General features: G+C 68.7%; 18 protein-coding genes and 1 tRNA gene. 13 read left to right on the top strand and 6 right to left on the bottom strand.

Annotation, left to right across the window (positions count from 1 at the left end; translation table 11 throughout):
* Window positions 1-25: 25 nt before the first annotated feature.
* From accC to RCAP_RS12870, 4 genes are all read right to left on the bottom strand, one after another.
* Window positions 26-1372 carry an acetyl-CoA carboxylase biotin carboxylase subunit gene (gene accC / locus RCAP_RS12885; RefSeq protein ID WP_013068311.1) on the bottom strand — a complete coding sequence of 449 codons (1347 nt, stop codon included), beginning with the start codon at window positions 1370-1372 and terminating at the stop codon, window positions 26-28.
* 7 nt (window positions 1373-1379) lie between these two features.
* Complete coding sequence (gene accB, locus RCAP_RS12880; protein ID WP_013068310.1) at window positions 1380-1877, bottom strand: acetyl-CoA carboxylase biotin carboxyl carrier protein; 498 nt, start codon at window positions 1875-1877, stop codon at window positions 1380-1382.
* Between the two features lie 296 nt (window positions 1878-2173).
* Window positions 2174-2728 carry a hypothetical protein gene (locus tag RCAP_RS12875; protein WP_131618316.1) on the bottom strand — a complete coding sequence of 185 codons (555 nt, stop codon included), beginning with the start codon at window positions 2726-2728 and terminating at the stop codon, window positions 2174-2176.
* Between the two features lie 111 nt (window positions 2729-2839).
* The gene (locus RCAP_RS12870; RefSeq protein WP_013068308.1) at window positions 2840-3490 is read right to left on the bottom strand and encodes a TetR family transcriptional regulator C-terminal domain-containing protein; all 651 of its coding nucleotides are present in this window, start codon (window positions 3488-3490) and stop codon (window positions 2840-2842) included.
* 143 nt (window positions 3491-3633) lie between these two features.
* Here RCAP_RS12870 and RCAP_RS12865 point away from each other — a divergent pair, with 143 nt between their 5' ends.
* From RCAP_RS12865 to RCAP_RS12825, 10 genes are all read left to right on the top strand, one after another.
* Window positions 3634-4959: an aspartate aminotransferase family protein gene (locus RCAP_RS12865; protein WP_013068307.1), complete on the top strand. Its 1326-nt coding sequence runs from the start codon at window positions 3634-3636 to the stop codon at window positions 4957-4959.
* A gap of 91 nt (window positions 4960-5050) precedes the next feature.
* Complete coding sequence (locus RCAP_RS12860) at window positions 5051-5506, top strand: hypothetical protein (RefSeq protein WP_013068306.1); 456 nt, start codon at window positions 5051-5053, stop codon at window positions 5504-5506.
* Window positions 5507-5614: 108 nt separating this feature from the next.
* Window positions 5615-5770, top strand: coding sequence for a hypothetical protein (locus tag RCAP_RS19655; protein WP_013068305.1), 156 nt, complete (start codon window positions 5615-5617; stop codon window positions 5768-5770).
* A 230-nt stretch (window positions 5771-6000) separates the two neighbouring features.
* A complete protein-coding gene (locus tag RCAP_RS12855) occupies window positions 6001-7356 on the top strand; it encodes a helix-turn-helix transcriptional regulator (RefSeq protein WP_013068304.1) in 1356 nt (451 codons plus the stop codon).
* Between the two features lie 60 nt (window positions 7357-7416).
* Window positions 7417-7845 carry a response regulator gene (locus RCAP_RS12850; RefSeq protein WP_013068303.1) on the top strand — a complete coding sequence of 143 codons (429 nt, stop codon included), beginning with the start codon at window positions 7417-7419 and terminating at the stop codon, window positions 7843-7845.
* Window positions 7845-8135, top strand: coding sequence for a hypothetical protein (locus RCAP_RS12845; RefSeq protein ID WP_013068302.1), 291 nt, complete (start codon window positions 7845-7847; stop codon window positions 8133-8135). Before RCAP_RS12850 ends, RCAP_RS12845 begins: the two co-directional genes overlap by 1 nt.
* Before the next feature lie 3 nt (window positions 8136-8138).
* The gene (locus tag RCAP_RS12840; RefSeq protein WP_013068301.1) at window positions 8139-10871 is read left to right on the top strand and encodes a sensor histidine kinase; all 2733 of its coding nucleotides are present in this window, start codon (window positions 8139-8141) and stop codon (window positions 10869-10871) included.
* 83 nt (window positions 10872-10954) lie between these two features.
* The gene (locus RCAP_RS12835; protein WP_013068300.1) at window positions 10955-12211 is read left to right on the top strand and encodes a FliM/FliN family flagellar motor switch protein; all 1257 of its coding nucleotides are present in this window, start codon (window positions 10955-10957) and stop codon (window positions 12209-12211) included.
* An 85-nt stretch (window positions 12212-12296) separates the two neighbouring features.
* Entirely contained in the window at window positions 12297-12620 is a 324-nt protein-coding gene (locus RCAP_RS12830; RefSeq protein ID WP_013068299.1) for a TraR/DksA family transcriptional regulator, read from the top strand.
* A gap of 126 nt (window positions 12621-12746) precedes the next feature.
* Window positions 12747-14684: an enoyl-CoA hydratase/isomerase family protein gene (locus tag RCAP_RS12825; RefSeq protein WP_013068298.1), complete on the top strand. Its 1938-nt coding sequence runs from the start codon at window positions 12747-12749 to the stop codon at window positions 14682-14684.
* Here the strand turns inward: RCAP_RS12825 and RCAP_RS12820 are convergent.
* Window positions 14677-14892 carry a hypothetical protein gene (locus RCAP_RS12820; protein WP_013068297.1) on the bottom strand — a complete coding sequence of 72 codons (216 nt, stop codon included), beginning with the start codon at window positions 14890-14892 and terminating at the stop codon, window positions 14677-14679. The two genes, RCAP_RS12825 and RCAP_RS12820, sit on opposite strands and share 8 nt — an antisense overlap.
* A gap of 140 nt (window positions 14893-15032) precedes the next feature.
* On the opposite strand from RCAP_RS12820, the gene RCAP_RS12815 reads away from it, so the two are divergent.
* A complete protein-coding gene (locus tag RCAP_RS12815) occupies window positions 15033-15281 on the top strand; it encodes a DUF2312 domain-containing protein (RefSeq protein ID WP_013068296.1) in 249 nt (82 codons plus the stop codon).
* Between the two features lie 15 nt (window positions 15282-15296).
* On the opposite strand, the gene RCAP_RS12810 is transcribed toward RCAP_RS12815, so the two are convergent.
* Window positions 15297-16184: a hypothetical protein gene (locus tag RCAP_RS12810; RefSeq protein ID WP_013068295.1), complete on the bottom strand. Its 888-nt coding sequence runs from the start codon at window positions 16182-16184 to the stop codon at window positions 15297-15299.
* A gap of 102 nt (window positions 16185-16286) precedes the next feature.
* Between RCAP_RS12810 and RCAP_RS12805 the strand changes: the two genes are divergently transcribed.
* Both RCAP_RS12805 and RCAP_RS12800 read left to right on the top strand, forming a co-directional pair.
* Window positions 16287-16362, top strand: a tRNA-Thr gene (locus RCAP_RS12805).
* Between the two features lie 128 nt (window positions 16363-16490).
* Window positions 16491-18140: an FAD-dependent oxidoreductase gene (locus RCAP_RS12800; RefSeq protein ID WP_013068294.1), complete on the top strand. Its 1650-nt coding sequence runs from the start codon at window positions 16491-16493 to the stop codon at window positions 18138-18140.
* Window positions 18141-18167 lie beyond the last annotated feature (27 nt).

Below are 18167 nucleotides of genomic sequence, written 5' to 3'. Positions count from 1 at the left end.
ACGCCCCCTTGCGGGGGCGCTTTCGTCAGCCGTAGGTCTTGGCCAGCCATTTCTCGAGCCAGTGGATCGAGTAATCGCCCTTCAGGATGTCGGGCTCTTCCAGCAATTGCCGGAACAGCGGGATCGTGGTGTCGACGCCATCGACGATCAGCTCGCCCAAGGCGCGGTTCAGCCGGGCCAGCGCCTCGTTGCGGTCGCGGCCGTGCACGATCAGCTTGCCGATCAGGCTGTCGTAATAGGGCGGGATCTTGTAGCCGTCATAAAGCGCCGAATCGATCCGCACCCCCAGCCCGCCGGGGGCGTGGTATTGCGTGATCTTGCCGGGGCAGGGGGCGAAGTTCGGCAGCCGTTCGGCATTGATCCGCACCTCGATCGCATGGCCGCGGATCTGCAGGTTTTCCTGCGTGAATTCTATTTCTTCGCCCGCCGCGACGCGGATCTGTTCGCGGACGAGATCGACGCCGAAGATGCCCTCGGTCACCGGATGTTCCACCTGCAGGCGGGTGTTCATCTCGATGAAGTAGAATTCGCCGTCTTCATAGAGGAATTCGATCGTGCCCGCGCCGGAATAGCCCAGCTCGCCCATCGCCTTGGCGCAGATGCCGCCGATGCGGGCGCGCTGTTCGGGGGTGATGCAGGGGCCGGGGGCCTCTTCGAACACCTTCTGGTGGCGGCGCTGCAAGCTGCAATCGCGCTCGCCCAGATGCACGGCGCGGCCGCGGCCGTCGCCGAAGATCTGCACCTCGATGTGACGCGGCCTTTGGAGATATTTCTCCATATAGACCTCGTCATTGCCGAAGGCGGCCTTGGCCTCGCTGCGCGCGGTGCGGAAGGCGATTTCGAGTTCCGCCTCCGATTGCGCCACTTTCATGCCGCGCCCGCCGCCGCCCGCGGTGGCCTTGATGATGACGGGATAGCCCATCTCGGCGGCGGCCTTCTTCGCCGCCTCGAAGTCGGGCACACCGCCGTCAGAGCCCGGAACCACCGGAATTCCCAGCTTTTTCGCCGTGTCCTTGGCGGTGATCTTGTCGCCCATGATGCGGATATGTTCCGCCTTCGGGCCGATGAAGGTGATGCCGTGATCTTCGAGCACCTGCACGAAGGTGGCGTTTTCCGACAGGAAGCCATAGCCCGGGTGGATCGCCTGCGCGCCGGTGATTTCGCAGGCGGCGACGATCGCGGGAATGGAAAGGTAGCTTTCCGAAGAGGGGTTCGGCCCGATGCAGACGCTTTCATCGGCCATGCGCACATGCATGGCGTCGGCGTCAGCGGTGGAATGCACCGCCACCGAGGCGATCCCCATCTCGCGGCAGGCACGGATCACGCGCAGCGCGATCTCGCCCCGGTTGGCGATCAGGATCTTGTCGAACATTGCGACCTCACTCGACGATCATCAGGGGCGCGCCGTATTCGACCGGCGAGCCGTCGTCGACGAGAATGCGCTTCACCGTGCCCGATTTCGGCGCCGGAATGTGGTTCATCGTCTTCATCGCCTCGACGATCAGCAGCGTCTGGCCTTCCTTGACCGTGTCGCCGACCTTGACGAAGGCCGAGGCGCCCGGCTCGGGGGCCAGATAGGCGGTGCCGACCATCGGCGAGGTGACGGCGCCCGGGTGGTTCGCCGGATCGGCGTCGGCCGCGGCGGCAGGGGCGGCGGCAGCGGCGGGCGCGGCCGCGACGGGGGCTGCCAGCGCCGGGGCGGCATAGACCGGGGCGGGCGCGGCAACGACGGTCGCCTGTTTCACCACGCGCACTTCAAGACTGTCGTCTTCGCCATATTCCCGCACGACCGCGATTTCGGTCAGGTCGTTCTTGTTCAGCAACTCCGCCAGCGCCTGAATGAAGGCGACGTCGTTTTCATGCGATTGTTTGGTCATGCGGTCCTCGGAAGACTCTTCAGGGGCCCCGGGGCATCGATGGGGCGCGTTCATGTGCCCCGCTTATACGCGAGGCGCGCGGGCGAGGAAAGCGTGAACGGATGACGCAGGGGAAAGGCTCCGGAGGGTCCCGGGCGGGCGGATTTCGCGATGAAAACGGGCCGCACCTGTGCCATCGGCCGCGCGACCCGGAGGGACGGCGGCAAGGCATCGGTGCGGCCGAAGATCCGCAACACCGCCCGCGCGGCGCGGGCGTGCGAAGGATGCGCAGGGCCGGGACGCAAGCCCGGCCGTGTTCAGCGCACGACGTCGAGACTCGGTTCTGCCGTCTCGGAAGTGGCTTGCCAGTCCGGCGTGGGCTGCGGCACAGGTTGCGGCGCGGGCTCCGGCGCGGTCTCGGCGCGCGGCGCGGCCTCGGCCGGGGCGGGCGCCTGCGGCTCGGCCGAAACGGCGGGCTCCGCGGGCGGTTGCGCGGGCTCCCGCGGCGCGGTACTGGCCGCGGCGGGCGCCTCCTCCTGTGGCGGCACCGCCATCAGCGCGGCGGCCTTGGCTTCGAGCGGCGTGACGTCGAAGGTCGGCGGCGGGCCGGTCGGCGCATCCGGGTCGGGCACCGCTTCGGCGCGGCTTTGCGCCAGAACGGCGGTCTCGACCGCCACGTCGCGGTTGCGCGCCTGCAATTGCGCGCTCCGCTCGGGTTGCGCCTGGGTGCCGACCTCGGCCCCCATGCCGGAATTCGTGCCGGACGACGTGTTTGCCGGTTCGACAGTCGTCGCCGGCGCTTTCTTTGGTGGCACCATGCTCAGCAAAGGTGACCATCCGACTTGGGGCATCAGCCCCGATATGCGGTCCATTTCCCCACTCTCCTCGCGGTTTTACCCCTGTCGACAAGGATGCGCCCGGCAAGTTACCCAAGAGTTACCAAAACCCGTCATTTCGCCAAAGGGTTAACGCCGCGATCGGGGTCAGGGCCGCAGCAGCCGCTCGAAGAGCGTGTCGAGGAAGGGCTCCGCCTCGGCAAAGGGATCGTGACCGGGGCCGAGCACGGCGCGGACCTGCACGTCGAAATCGGCGTAATGCTGCGTCAGCGCCCAGATCGAGAACAGCAGGTGATGCGGATCGACCGGGGCGATCTTGCCCGCCGCGGCCCAGCCCCGGATGATCTCCGCCTTTTCATCGACGAGCGCCTTCAGATCGACCGCCAGCGTGCCCCCCATCCGCGGCGCGCCCTGCAGGATTTCATTGGCAAAAAGCCGGCTTTCGCGCGGCATCTGCCGGCTCATCTCCAGCTTGCGGCGCATGTAGCGCATAATCTCGTCGCGCGGCTCGCCGGTCGCGCGCATCTCGCGCAGCGGCGCCAGCCAGTCATCGAGCAGCGAGCTGAGCAGCTCCAGATGGATCGCCTCCTTGGAGGGGAAGTAATAAAGCAGGTTCGGCTTCGACAGCCCCGCCGCGGTGGCGATCTGATCCAGCGTCGCGCCGCGGAAGCCCTGCGCCGAAAACACCTCCAGCGCCGCCTCAAGGATCGCCTCGATGTTGCGCTTCTGGATGCGGGTGAGCGGACGCGCGGCGGGCTCGAGCGGCATCGGTTCGGCGGACATCGGATCGGAGGGCATGCGGTCGGGTCCTTTCATCAGGCGCGGGAAGCTTGACGCCGCCCGCGCCGATGTTAGCCTGATGCTGACCGTTCGGTCAAACGACCCGGCCCGAGATCCGGGCGCAAAATTTGGCCCAAGCCGGGCCCTTCAGGGAGACTTCCATGGCGCTCGACCGCAAGACGCCCAATGATCTCAACGCCTTCTGGATGCCGTTCACGGCGAACCGGCAGTTCAAGAAAGCGCCCCGGATGTTCGTGGGCGCCAAGGACATGCATTATACCACCGCCGATGGCCGTCAGGTGCTGGATGGCACGGCGGGGCTTTGGTGCTGCAACGCGGGCCATTGCCGTCCGCGCATCAGCGAGGCGATCGCGAAACAGGCGGCGGAACTCGATTACGCGCCCGCCTTCCAGATGGGCCATCCGGCGGCCTTCGAACTGGCCAACCGCATCATCGAGATCGCGCCCGAGGGGATGGAACATGTGTTCTACACCAACTCGGGGTCGGAATCGGTCGAGACCGCGCTGAAGCTTGCCATCGCCTATCACCGCGCCCGCGGCGAGGGCGCCCGGACCCGGCTGATCGGCCGCGAGCGCGGCTATCACGGGGTGAACTTCGGCGGCATCTCGGTCGGCGGCATCGTCACCAACCGCAAGATGTTCGGCAGCCTGCTGACCGGCGTCGATCACCTGCCGCATACCCATCTTCCGGCGCAGAACGCCTTTTCCAAGGGCCAGCCCGAACATGGGGCGAACCTGGCCGACGAGCTGGAACGCATCGTCACGCTGCATGGCGCCGAGACGATCGCGGCGGTGATCGTCGAGCCGATGGCGGGCTCGACCGGGGTTCTGCTGCCGCCCAAGGGCTATCTGCAGCGCCTGCGCGAGATCACGAAAAAGCACGGCATCCTGCTGATCTTCGACGAGGTGATCACCGGCTTCGGGCGTCTGGGCTCGGCTTTTGCGGCGCAGCATTACGGCGTGCAGCCCGACATGATGACCACGGCCAAGGGCCTGACGAACGGCGTGATTCCGATGGGGGCGGTGCTGACCACCGCGGCCGTGCACGATGCCTTCATGCAGGGGCCCGAGCACATGATCGAGCTCTTCCACGGCTACACCTATTCGGGCAACCCGATCGCCGCCGCCGCGGGCATCGCGACGCTGGAAACCTACAAGGAAGAGGGGCTCTTCGAGCGCTGCGCCGAGCTGGCCCCCTATTGGCAGGAGGCGCTGCACAGCCTGCGCGGCACCCGTCACGTCATCGACATCCGCAACGAGGGGCTGATCGGCGCCGTCGAGCTGGAGCCGATCGCGGGCGAGCCGACGAAACGCGCCTTCAGCGCCTTCCTGAAGGCTTATGAAAAAGGCATCCTGATCCGCACCACCGGCGACATCATCGCGATGAGCCCGCCGCTGATCATCTCGAAAGCGCAGATCGACGAGCTGATCGGCACCTTGAAATCGGTGCTCGACACGCTGGACTGAGCGGGCCGGGGGCGGGTGACCGCCCCCGCATTCCTGTGCGCCGTTGGCAGATTCTCAACCATTCTGCGCCATTCTGGGGGCGGAGGATGCCATGCCCACGACTGCCAGCAAGAAATCGAAACCGCGCGTCAACCCGGAGGAGCAGCTGTCCCCGCTTCTGGTCTGGGGGGGCGGGCCCGCGCTTTTGCTGCTGGTCGCGGGCCTGTTCTGGGGGGTCTGGAAAAGCCAGTTCGCCGCGCCCTCGGGACATCTGTTCAACACCCCCAACCAGGATGTCGAGGCGGGCTATTGCCTGACCGTGGCGCAGTCGATCGTGTCCAGCGGCGCGCCGCCGGGCAGCTATTTCGAGGAGGCGGCGCAGTTCTGGGTCAAGCGGCTGCGCGACATCGACGCCGACATGGGCCCGGCGATCGCGCAGGGGCGTTCGAAACTCTCGGTCGACAAGCAGGGCTCCGGGCAGAAAGCCTCGGTCTGGCTGCAATATGCGATGGATCTGTGTTCGCAGAAAGCCGTCACCTATGGCGCGCGGTTCCGCAGTTTCGACTGAATCTTCAGGCCGCTTGACAGGGATCGGGGCGGCGGCGCATGCTGTGAACCATGTAGTTCACATCGCCCGGGCCAACCCGCGGCGACCGCGTTCTGGAGGAGGCCGCACATGACCTGCACATCCACCCGCAAGGCGTCGCTTGCCCTTGTTGCCGCTGTGGCGCTTGCCGCCCTTGCGGGCTGCACGCAAGCGCCCGAAAAATGCGAAGGCGGCGTGTCCGACCTGTCGACGCTCTCGAGCGTGACGGTGCAAAACCCCTGCTGATCGCTGGGCGGGGCCCTGCCGCGCCCTGGCGCCCCGGTATCGCGTGGCCCCGGGTGTCGCGTGGCCCCCAGTGTCGCGTGGCCCCCAGTGTCGCGTGGCATCGGCCGCGAAAACCCGGCGCAACCGGCCGGGGCGTGTTGAATCGCTTTGTATTTCCGAAGCTTGCCGGTAAGTTCCGGCAAGTGACGGCGTGACGGGCCCCTTGGGGCCGGTCGGCAAGCGGGGAAGCGATGGCACGGTCTGCCCTGACGGGGACGCGGATACGGGAACGGCGGCTGACGCTGAAACTGCGGCAGGCCGATCTGGCCCGCGCGGTCGGCATTTCGGCCGCCTATCTCAACCTGATCGAACACAACCGGCGCCGGGTTTCCGAGCCGCTGCTCGACACTTTTGCCAAGGCGCTGGGCGTCGCGCCGGTGGCGCTGTCCGAAGGCGCCGAAAGCGCGCTTTTCGAAGCCCTGCGCGAGGCTGCGGCCGGGGTGGCCGGTGGCGCGGGGACGGGCACGGGCGATGCCGTCGGCGCGCTGATCGACCCCTCCGAGCTGGAACGGATCGAGGAATTCGTCGGCCGCTTTCCCGGCTGGGCGAAGGTTCTGGCCGCCCGCCAGTCCCGCCTCGCGGCGCTGGAGCGGGTGGTGGAGACCTATTCCGAACGGATGGGGCAGGATCCTTATCTGCTTGACGAATTGCACGAGGTGCTTTCGGCGGTGACCTCGCTGCGCTCGGGCGCGGCGATTCTGGTCGAAACCCCGGATATCGAACCGGAATGGCAGGCGCGGTTCCTGTCCTCGATCGCCTCGGAAAGCCTGCGGCTGAGCGCGGCGGCCGAGGGGCTGGTGGCCTATCTTGACAGTATCGAGGCGACGGATTCGGGGCTGGCCGCGCCGCTCGACCAGCTCGAAGCCTGGCTTTCGGCGCGCGGCTGGCATCTGCCCGATTTCGAGCGTCCCGATCCGCCCGACCCGGCCGAGCTGATCGCCCAGGCCCCGGAACTCGCCGCCTCGGCGGCGCGCGATCTGGCGCTTTCCTATCTGACCCGTGCGCTGGCCGACAGCCGCATCCTGCCGCTCAAGCCGTTTCTGGCCGCGCTGAGCGAGACCGGGCTGGACCCGGCGCGGCTGGCGGCGCGGTTCGGCGCGCCGATGGCCGCGGTCTTCCGCCGTCTGGCCACCCTGCCCGAGGGCGCGGCGAACCTGCCGCCGCTTGGCCTTGTCGTCTGCGACGGCTCGGGCACGCTGACCCTGCGCCGCCCGCTGCCCGGTTTTGCCCTGCCGCGCTCGGCCGCGGGCTGCCCGCTCTGGCCGCTTTACGAGGCGCTCTCGCGGCCGATGCAGCCCTTGCGGCTGACGCTCGACATGGCCGGGCGGTTGCCGCAGCGCTTCCAGTCCTGGGCCTTCGCCGCCCCCCGCCCGCCCGAGGGCGCCGCGGCCAGTTTCGACGCCCCGGTGCTGATGGAGGCGATGATGCTGGTCACCCCCGCCACCAGCCGCCTCGAGACCGCCCGGCCGGTCGGCACCTCCTGCCGGGTCTGCCCGCGGCTGGCCTGCGCCGGCCGGCGCGAGCCCTCGCTGATCGCGGCGCGCTGACGGCGGTTTGACAGCGCGGGGCCAAGCGTGGATAGATTGGCCCGGGGGAGGAGGACGATCATGGCCGAAAAGCAAGTGCTGCTGGTCGAGGACGAGCCGAACATCGCCGAGGCGATCCGGTTCATCCTGACGCGGGCGGGCTGGAATGTGACCGTCGAGGCCTCGGGCGCCGCGGCTCTGGCCCGGATCGCGACGCTGCGGCCGACGGCGGTCATTCTGGATCTGATGCTGCCGGGCTGTTCGGGGCTGGAAATTCTGGCCGAGCTGCGCGCCGATGCCGATCTGGGCCGCACGCCGGTGCTGATGCTGACCGCGCGCGGGCAGGTCCGCGACCGCGAGGCCGCCGCCGCCGCGGGCGCTTCGGCCTTTCTGGCCAAGCCCTTCGCCAATGCCGATGTGCTGGCCGCGCTTGAAGCGATCGCCGCCCCGGTTCTGGCAGACCCGGCTTTGGCGGGCCCGGCCTTGTCAGGATCGGGCAAGGCGGGCTGATGCCGGGGTCCGGCACGCCGCTTTTTCTGGCCCGGCGCTCCTATCGGCGCCGCCGGATGATGGATGCGGCCCGGCTTTTGCCGCTGGTCGGGCTGGTGCTGATCCTGCTGCCGATGCTCTGGCATCCGGGCGAGACGCCGGTGCCCGATACCGCGCGCGGCATGATCTATCTTTTTGCGGTCTGGGTCGGGCTGATCCTGGCCGCCGCCGCGCTGGCGCGTGGTCTTGCCCCGGCGCTTGACGCCGAGGAAGAGGCCGAGGGCAGCCGCCCCGAAACCGGCGAGGGCTGAGCCATGCCCTTTGACGTGCTGGTCGGCGTTTCGCTGGTCTATGTGCTGGTGCTGTTCCTGATCGCCTTCGTCGCCGAGCGCCGCGCCGCCCGGGGCCGGTTGCGCTTCCTGCACAGCCCCTGGGTCTACACGCTCTCGCTCTCGATCTATTGCACCGCCTGGACCTTTTACGGCGCGGTGGGCTATGCGGCGCGTTCGGGGCTGGAATTCCTGACCATCTACCTGGGCCCGACGCTGATCTTCGTCGGCTGGTGGTGGGTCTTGCGCAAGCTGGTGCGGATCGGCCGGACCCAGCGCGTCACCTCGATTGCCGATCTGATTTCAAACCGGTACGGCAAGTCGAACCTTCTGGGGGTGATCGTCACGCTGATGTCGGTGGCCTCGGCCACGCCCTATATCGCGCTGCAGCTGCAATCGGTCACGCTGTCCTTTGGCGTCTTTGCGGCGCAGACGCCCGGCTCCTGGGCGCTGCCCGACCAATCGGCGACGGCGCTCTGGATCGCGGGGGGGCTGGCGCTTTTCACCATCCTGTTCGGCACCCGCAATCTGGACGCGAACGAGCGTCACCACGGCGTCGTCACCGCCATCGCGCTGGAAGCGATCGTGAAACTGGTGGCGCTTCTGGCCGTGGGCATCTGGGTCGTCTGGGGCGTCGCGGGGGGGATTTCCGACATTCTTGCCCGGATCGACGCCTCGGATATCGCCGAGTGGAGCCTGAAGCCCGGCCGCTTTGCGGGCCTCACCTTCGTTTCGGCCGCCGCGGTGCTGACGCTGCCGCGGATGTTTCAGGTGCTGGTCGTCGAAAACACCGACGAGCGCCATCTGGGCACCGCCAGCTGGGCCTTTCCGGCCTATCTGATGCTGATGAGCCTGTTTGTCGTGCCGATCGCCGTCGTCGGGCTCGGCCATCCGGGCGCCGGGACGAACCCCGACCTTTTCGTGCTGACCCTGCCGCTCTCCGAGGGGCGCGGCACGCTGGCGCTTTTGGCTTTTCTGGGCGGGTTTTCCTCGGCCACTTCGATGGTGATCGTCGCCGCCATCGCGCTTTCCACCATGGTGTCGAACCATGTCGTCACGCCTTTGTGGCTGGCGATCTACCGCGACGAACCGGCCGAGCGCGGCGATGTCCGCGGCCTTGTGCTGATGTCGCGCCGCCTCTCGATCGGGCTCGTGCTGGCGATGGGCTACGGCTATTACAAGCTCTCGGGCGGGACCGAGGCGCTGGCCGAGATCGGGCTGATCGCCTTTGTCGGCGCGGCGCAGGTGCTGCCCGCGCTTCTGGGCGGCATCTACTGGCGCGGGGCGACGCATCTGGGCGCGGCGATCGGACTTCTGATCGGCTTTGCGATCTGGCTTTATGCGCTTTTCCTACCCTCGGTGGGCGAAAGCGGGCTGATTTCGGCGCAGCTGATGGCCGAGGGGCCCTTTGGCCTGACCTGGCTGCGGCCGCAGGCGCTTTTCGGCATTCGGGGACTGGATCCGCTGCTTCATGCGCTGCTCTGGAGCCTTCTGTTCAACACCCTGGCTTTCCTGGTGTTTTCGATCCTGTCCTTCCCCGGCCCGGTGGAGCGGCTGCAGGGCGTCGCCTTTGTCAATGTCTTCGAGGGGCGGCCGGGCGCGCGCGGCTGGTCGCGCACCCAGGCCGAGGCCGAGGATCTTCTGTCGATGGCGCAGCGCATTCTGGGCGCCGAGGAGGCGCAGCTGTTCTTTCAGGCGCAGGCGGCGGCGCAGGGCAAGCGCGGTTTCCTGCCCGATCCGACGCCGGATTTTCTGGCCGCGCTGGAACGGCAACTGGCCGGTTCGGTCGGCGCGGCGACGGCGCATGCGATGATTTCGCAGCTGACCGGCGGCGCGGCGGTCTCGGTGCAGGATCTGCTCGCGGTGGCGAACGAAGCGGCCGAGATCAAGGAATATTCCGCCCAGCTCGAGGCGAAATCGGCGGAACTGGCCCGCACCGCCCGCGCGCTCTCGGAAGCGAATGCGAAGCTGACCGCGCTTTCGGTGCAAAAGGATGCGTTCCTTGGCCAGATCAGCCACGAATTGCGCACGCCGATGACCTCGATCCGGGCCTTTTCCGAAATCCTGATGGAGCCCGAGCTGCCCGAGCCGCTGCGGGCGCAATATGCGGAAATCATTCACGAAGAGGCCCGCCGCCTGACCCGTCTGCTGGACGATCTTCTGGATCTTGCGGTGCTGGAAAACCGCAAGGTGCAGCTGAACATCTCGGTGGCGAACCTGCATGACCTGATCGACCGCGCGGTGCAGGCGGCGTCGTCCACCCGGCCCGAGCGCGATTTCCGCTATGACCGCGATTTTCCCTCCGAACACATGCCGGTCTTCACCGATACCGACCGGCTGGTGCAGGTCTTCATCAACCTGATTTCGAATGCGCGCAAATATTGCGGCGCCGAACGCGCCGTGCTGCGCATCGAGGTGAAAAAGCGCGGCAAGCTGGTGCAGATCGACTTTTGCGACAATGGCGCGGGGATTCCCAAGGCCGCGCAGGGGCTGATCTTCGAGAAATTCTCGCGGCTGACCGACACCTCGAAGGCGGGCGGCGCGGGGCTGGGCCTTGCGATCTGCCGCGAGATCATGGCCAATCTTGGCGGCTCGATCGACTATCTGCCGGGGCAGGGCGGCGCGGCCTTCCGCGTGACGCTGCCGCTGCGGCGGCAGGGCGCGGGCCCGACCGCGGGCGGCGGGGCAAGCCCCGGGAAAGACCGCGAAAAAGTGTAAAGTTCCGGCGCCGATCTCAACCTTTTGTAAACCTTGATCTGCGATTCCTTATCCGTCGACGCACAGGGAAACGGCGGGACGGGATGACGGAAGAACGGCTTCAGACAGTGATGCGGCGCAAGGCCGAGGCGGGCAGGCCCGCGGCGGACGGCTCTCCGGTCACGGCCGAACGGGCGATCGTGCAGGCGGTCTCGAAGGTGGCGCAGGACATGTTCCAGCTGCCTGCGCAGGTCCTGCAGGTGAGCGAGGGGCGCCGGACGCTGGCCGATCTGCCCGAGGCGATCGATCCGTTTTCGCTGATCGCCATCATCGAGGGGCCCGAGGAAAGCATGGGCATCATCGCCCTGCCGCCCGAGACGCTTTCGGTGCTGATCGAGGTGCAGACGACCGGCAATCTGGGCAAGGGCCCGCCGCCGCCGCGCAAGCCGACGCGGATCGACGCCTCGATGGTGGTCGATTTTCTGGACACCACGCTGGCGATGATCGAGGAAAGCCTGGTCGAGACCGAGGCCGTCATTTGGGCGGGGGGGTTCCGTTACGCCTCCTATCTGGATGATCCGCGCCCGCTTGGCCTGTTGCTTGAAGACATGGGCTACCGGCTCTGGCAGCTGGAAATCGGCTTTGGTGTCGGCTTCGAACGCAAGGGCAAGCTGATCTGGGCGGTGCCGGTGAACGGGCGCGGCCATTCGCTGCGCCGTCTGCCGGGGCTTGCCGACGAAGGGCCGATCAGCCCCGACCGCGAGGCCGCGGAATGGGCGCATCGGCTGGAAAATTCGGTCATGGGCGCTTCGGCGCAGCTTGATGCGGTGCTGCATCGGGTGACGCTGCCCTTGGCGGCGGTGATGCGGCTGCGCGCCGGGATGGACATTCCGATTCCCTCGGACGCTTTGGAAAATCTGACGGTCGAGGGGGTGGGGCGGCGCAAGCTTTCTGCCGCGCGGCTGGGGCAGCATCGCGGCCTGCGCGCGGTGCGGCTGATCGAACACGAGGAAGAAGAGCTGATGGCGCCGCCCGAACCGAAGGTGCGCCGCGTCGTGCCGCCGCCCTTCGAGGCGGGGCCAAGCCCCTTTGCCGGGAAATCGGCGCCCAGCGGGCCGCGCGCGCCGCTCGACCGGATCGATTCCCCGGCCTATGATCCGCTGCCCGGCAGTGGCGGCGGTCTGGGCGGCCTTGGCGGTCTGGAGGGCGGCAGCGATCTGGGCGGTCTGGGCGGTCTGGGGGGCCTCGGCGGTTTCGACAGCGGCAACGATCTGCCGCCGATGGGGCTGACGCTGGACGGGTTCGGCGGCGAGGATCCGGCGGGCGATCTGCCGCCGCTGAAGATCGGCTCCAGCTTCTGAACCGGGTCTCCGGGCCTGTCGATTGACCTGAATCAAGGCGTTTTTCCGGGTTTTGCGTTTCGATCGGGCAGGACAGGAGGATGCGATGAAATCCCTTGATCTCCGGCGGGCGGAGCTTTTGTCCCGCAAGGTGGCGCTGACGGCGCGGATCGCGCAGATCTCGGACGAGTTCGAGACGCATGAGGCCAAGGACTGGGCCGAGATGGCGACCGAGCGTGAAGGGGACGAGGTGTTGCAGGATCTGGGCGATGCGGCGCGGGCCGAATTGCGGATGATCGAGGCGGCGCTGGCCCGGATGGACGACGGCGAATATGGCTATTGCGTCAGCTGCGGCGAGCCGATCGCCGAGGAGCGGCTGGATCTTCTGCCCGCCACCCCCTTCTGCCGCGACCACGCCGCCCGGCACTGAGACCCCGGCTTCGGCCAAGGCCCGCGGGGTCATGAAGATTTTCCTGTTCCGACCGGGGCTTGGGGCCGGGTTGCGCTTGCCGTGACCGGGGTCGCGCGCGTAACCTGCGGCAAAACCGGAGGGGGCATGGCAAGACGGGTGAGCGTGCAGCGGCGGGATGGTGTGGCGCTGGTGACGCTGGAGGGCGCCGCGGCGGGGCCGAAGGATTGCGGCTTCGATCCGGCGCTGCGCCGGGCGCTGGACGCCGCGCTGACCGAGGCTTTCGCCACCCCGGGGCTGCAGGCGATCGTTCTGCGCGCGGGCCCGGGGGGCTGGCCTTGCGGCATCGACCCGGCCGAGGATTACAGCCCCGAGCAGCCGACACTTGCGGCGCTGTGCACGCGGCTTTTGCAGGCGACGGTGCCGGTGGTGGCGGTGCTGTCGGGCACGATCTCGGGCGGGGCGCTGGCGCTGAGCCAGGCGGCGGGGCTGCGCCTTGCGCTGGCGACGACGCGGTTTCACTGCCCCGAGGCGGGGCTGAACCTTTTGCCCGCCGCGGGGGGCACGGTGCGTCTGCTGCGCCGCGCGGGCGGGGCGGCGCTGGAGGTGCTGCTCTCGGGCCGGGTGCTGGATCCGGCGCAGGCGATGACGCTGGGCCTGTGCGATGCCGTCGCCTCTGAGGGCACGATCGAGACCGCCGCCCTGACCGAGGCCTTGCGCGTCGCGGCGCTGGGCCCGGAGGCGCCGTTTTCCCCGCGCGAGGGCGCGCTCTCGAACCCGGGCGCGGCGCTTGATGCGCTGGCGGCGGCGCGGGCCCGCCATCCGGCGCGCGCCGATCTGCCCGCCATCGCCCGCATCGCCGAAGTCGCCGAGGCGGCGCTTTTGCTGCCCCTTTCCGCCGCGCTGGATGTCGAGGCGGTGGCTTATGACGATTTGTCCCGCAGCGAGACGGCGGCGGCGCTGCGCCATCTGGCCCGGGCGCGGGCGGCCACGCAAACGCTTGCCGCCGTGCCGGCCGGGGCGGTCGCGCCGGTGGCCCGGGTGGCGCTTTGGAACCCTTCGGTGGCGCAGGCGGGGGCGCTGTTGCGGCGCGGGCTGTCGGTGCAGATCGGCACCACCGCGCCCGAGGCGCTGGCGCAGCTTCTGACCGGGATCGCCCGGGCGCAGGAACAGGCGGTGGCGGCCGGGCAGCTGGATCCCGCCCGCCGCGCCGCCGATTGGGCGCGGCTGGATCCGGTGGCCACGCCCGAGGCTTTCGGGGCGACTGATCTGGTGATTGCGAAACCCGCCAGCATCGCAGAGCGCGACCGGCTGCGGCAGGCCCTGCCTGCGGGGGCGGTTCTGGCGCTTTCGGGCACGGCACCCGGCCCGGGCGAGCTGGGCATCGACCGCAGCCAGCGCCTTGCGGCGATCTGGGCGGCGACCCCCGAACGGCGGGCCGATCTGCCACGGCTGGCGGCGGTCTTGCGCGCGGGCGGGATGCGGGTGATCCATGCCCGGGCGCTGGGCTTGCGGGTCGAGGCGGCCTGGCTTGGCGCGGCCGATCGCTGCGTTCTGGCCGGGGCGGCGCCGCAGGCGGTCGATGCGGCGCTGACGCGCTGGGGCTTTGCCGAGGGGCCCTTTGCCCGTGCCGCGCGGCTGGGCGCCGAGCGGAGCTTCCCCCGGCTGATCGCCGCCGGGGGCGAACCGGGCCCGGTTCTGGCGACGCTGGCGGTGCTGGGCGGGGGGACGGGCGAAGCCGCCGAAACGGCGCTGGCCGCGCTGCGCGCCGAGGCCGGGATCGTGCCGCGCCCGCTGTCCGAGACCGAGATCCTGGCCCGCATCCTGGCCGAGCTGGCGCTGCCGGGCCTGACCGCGCTGGAGACGGGCGAGGCGTTCCGGCCGGGCGACATCGATCTGATGGCGGGGGTGGAGCTTGGCTTTCCCGCGCCGCACGGCGGGCCGATGTTTCAGGCCGACCGGATCGGCGCGCTGGCGCTGCGCAAGCGGCTGCGCGCGCTGACGGCCGAGGGGGCGCCGCCGCCGCCCGCGCTGCTCGATGCGCTCATCCGCGACGGCCAGACCCTGGCCGAGCGCTTCACTTGAAGGTCACGCCCAGCACGACCAGCATCAGCCCGATCACCGAAACGAAAAGCGCGCCCAGGTTCATCGCCACGATGCCGCGCAGCGCCGCGCGCAGGCCCGCATCGTCCAGCCCGGCCTTTTTCGCCTTGGCCACTTGCGCCGCGCAATAAAGGATGCCGATCATCCCCAAAAGCGAGACCGCCGCGCCTGCCCAGATCAGAAAGTCCATCACCGCCTCCGTTTTGTCCGGGCTACCCTGCACGGGCGGTCTTGGCAAGCCGCCGATGCCGCCGGGTTGCGGCTTGAAGGGGGGGCGGGGCTGCGCTAGTCAGGGGCTTCATCCCGCGTAACGACCTTCGGAGAGCCTTCATGTCGAACGACGCCTATACCGTGGCCGCGGACGAGCTGCGCCAGTTCATCGAGCAATACGAACATCTTGAGGCCGAAAAGAAGGACATCACCGAGCAGCAGAAGGACATCATGTCCGAGGCCAAGGCCCGCGGCTACGACACCAAGGTGATCAAGAAGATCATCGCGATGCGCAAGCGCGACAAGAACGATCTGGCCGAGGAAGAGGCGATCCTCGACATCTACAAGGCCGCGCTCGGCATGTCGTAAGCGCGCTGGCCTGCGTCAGGGCGTGATCAGCGTCACGCCCGGCAGGCGGGCGATCCCGGCCAGATCGGCGGCGTAACGCGCGGCGATCTCGGCCACCAGATCCGCGCTGACGCCCGGCAGCGCCACATCGGCCACCAGCGCCTCGGGACGGGCGAATTTCTCCAGAAACGCGATCAGCACCTTGCGCCGCTGCTCGGCCGTCTGCGGCGGGTGGCTGGCCAGATAGGCGCGCAGCCGCCGGGCGCCCTCGGGCTGCATCAGCTCCTCGACCAGACCATATTCGCCCATCAAGGCCCCGGCCTCGGGCAGCCCGCCCATCTGCCGCAGCACCTCGGGGAACAGCAGCGGCAGATCCTCGTTGCACCAGAGCACGAGTTTCGCGCCGACCCGGTCCGCGGCCTCGGCCATCCGCGCCACGACCGGGCCCCAGCGCAGATCCTCGGGGGCATGGCCGCAGAGCATCTCGGTGAAATCCCGGCCCGGCTGCCGCGCCGCCAGCGCCACCAGAAGCAGCGCAGGGTCCAGCAGCCCCAGATGAAACTCGGTCCGGTCCTGCGGGAACAGATTGGCCAGCGGCACCAGCTTGTCGGCGGCGGCCGGATAAAGCCCGCTGGCGCCGATCGCGCGTTCGGGCAGGGCGAGGAAATTCTCGTAGCTGAAGACCAGCCGCTCGACCGGGCCGCGGGCGCCGCGCAGGCAGGCCGCGCGCAGCCGGTCCTGCGTTTCGGCATCGGCAGGCCGCCCGCGGAGCCCGATCAGCGCATCGCGCAGCGCCATGCGATAGGCGGCGGGGGCGGGGGCATGGGACTGCGCCGCGGTCATCGCCTCGGGGTTGGTGGCCAGCGTCCTGACAAGGCGTTCGTCATCGGTGGCATGCGCGCCCAGATGAAAGACCAGATGCATTGGGTGTTCTCCTTGCGCCACCATAGCGGTCAAAGCCGGGAAGGCAAAGCCCCGCCGTCCGGTCTTGCGCCGGGGCGGCCGGAGGGTTATTTCAGCACCGTGGCCGGCGTAGCTCAGTTGGTAGAGCGTCTGATTTGTAATCAGGGGGTCGGGGGTTCGAGTCCCTCCGCCGGCACCAGCCCCCTGGCAAGACGGTCCGGCAAGACATTGGTCACCTTCCTGCATCGCGGGGCCGGGCGGGCGTGAATAGGCTCTGGCGGTCCGGCGCGGTTCGGCTATGCTTCGCGCAGCAGCATGGAGGGTGTCATGGCCACGCGGATCGTCGTTCTGGGCGGGGGTTTCGGCGGCATGTATACGGCCCGCGCGCTTGCGCGCAGGCTGGGCCGCAAAGCCGAGATCGAGCTGATCAACGCCGAGAATTACTTCGTCTTCCAGCCGCTTCTGCCCGAGGTGGGCGCGGGTTCGATCATGCCCGCGCATGCGGTCTCGCCCCTGCGCTTCCTGCTCAAGGGCGTGCAGGTGCGCAAGGCCGTCGTCGACAGCGTCGATTTCGAGCGCAAGATGGTGATCGTCTTTCAGGGCATCCAGCGCCGCCCGACCGAGGTGCCCTATGACCATCTGGTGATCGCGCTGGGGCAGGGGGCGGATTTCTCGCGCATGCCGGGGCTTGAGGAACATGCGCTGAAGATGAAGACGCTCGAGGATGCGCGGCGTCTGCGCGAGCATGTGATCGAGCAGCTTGAACATGCGCAGGTCACCGCGCTGCCCGACACCAAGCGCGGGGCGCTGACCTTCACCGTCGTCGGCGGCGGCTTTTCCGGCGTCGAGACCGTGGGCGAGATGAAGGAACTGCTCGACCGCTCGCTGCCGTTCTATTCCAACATCGACCCGTCCGAGGTCCGCGTGCTCCTGGTCGAATATGCGCCGCGGATCCTGAACGAGATGCCGAAAGAGCTGGCCGATTACGCCACCGCGCATCTGGAACGCCACGGCATCGAGCTGAAACTGGGCACCGGCGTGCGCTCGGCCACGCATCGGCAGCTGGTGACCAGCGACGGCGAGGTGATCGACACCCGCACCATCGTCGCCACGATCGGCAATGCGCCCTTGCCGGTGATCCTGCGCATGGGGCTGCCCTTGGAAAAGGGCCGCGTCGCGGTGGATCGCAGCCTGCGCGTCAAGGGCCGGACCGATGTCTGGGCGCTGGGCGATTGCGCGCTGATCCCTCTCAAGGACGATGCCGCGGAGCGCAACGATTTCGCCCCGCCCACCGCGCAATTCGCCGTGCGCGAGGCCAAGCGCGTCGCCGCCAACATCACCGCCGTGCTGAAGGGGCGGGCGCCCGGGGTCTTTGCCTACAGCTCGCGCGGGGCACTGGCCTCGCTGGGGGCGAAACGCGGCGTCGCCGACATTTTCGGGCGCAACATCACCGGCTTTCCGGCCTGGTTCATCTGGCGGTCCTATTATCTGGCGCTTCTGCCCGGCATCGGCACCCGCATCCGGGTGATGATCAACTGGTCGCTGGATCTTTTGGGGGCGCGCAGCCTCGTGCAGCTGCGCACCTATCAGAAGCCGCCGATGCGGCATGTCTATTTCCGCGCCGGCGACCGGATCTATCAGGCGGGCGACCGCTCGGACGGGTTCTACACGGTGATTTCGGGCGCGGTGCAGATGGTGCGGACCGACCCCGACACGGGCGAGATGACGACGCGGGTGATCGGTCCCGGCGGCCATTTCGGCGAGCGGCTGATTCTGGGGGCGACACGACGCAAGACCTCGGTGCATGCGATCGAGGACACCAAGGTGCTGGTGATGAACCGCGCCGAATTCCTGATGCTGGCCGAAAGCTTCGAGGCCTTCCGCGACTATTTCCGCCCCTACATGGAAAAGCACGGCGTCACCCTGCCCGGCACCGGCAAGCCCGACACCCCCGACACGCAAAAGCCGGGCTCCTGAGCCCGGCCCGCCGCCCGCCCGCTGAAC

Origin of the sequence: Rhodobacter capsulatus SB 1003, assembly GCF_000021865.1 — a bacterium.
Classification (GTDB): domain Bacteria; phylum Pseudomonadota; class Alphaproteobacteria; order Rhodobacterales; family Rhodobacteraceae; genus Rhodobacter; species Rhodobacter capsulatus_B.
This window is presented reverse-complemented; position numbering and strand designations above follow the sequence as displayed.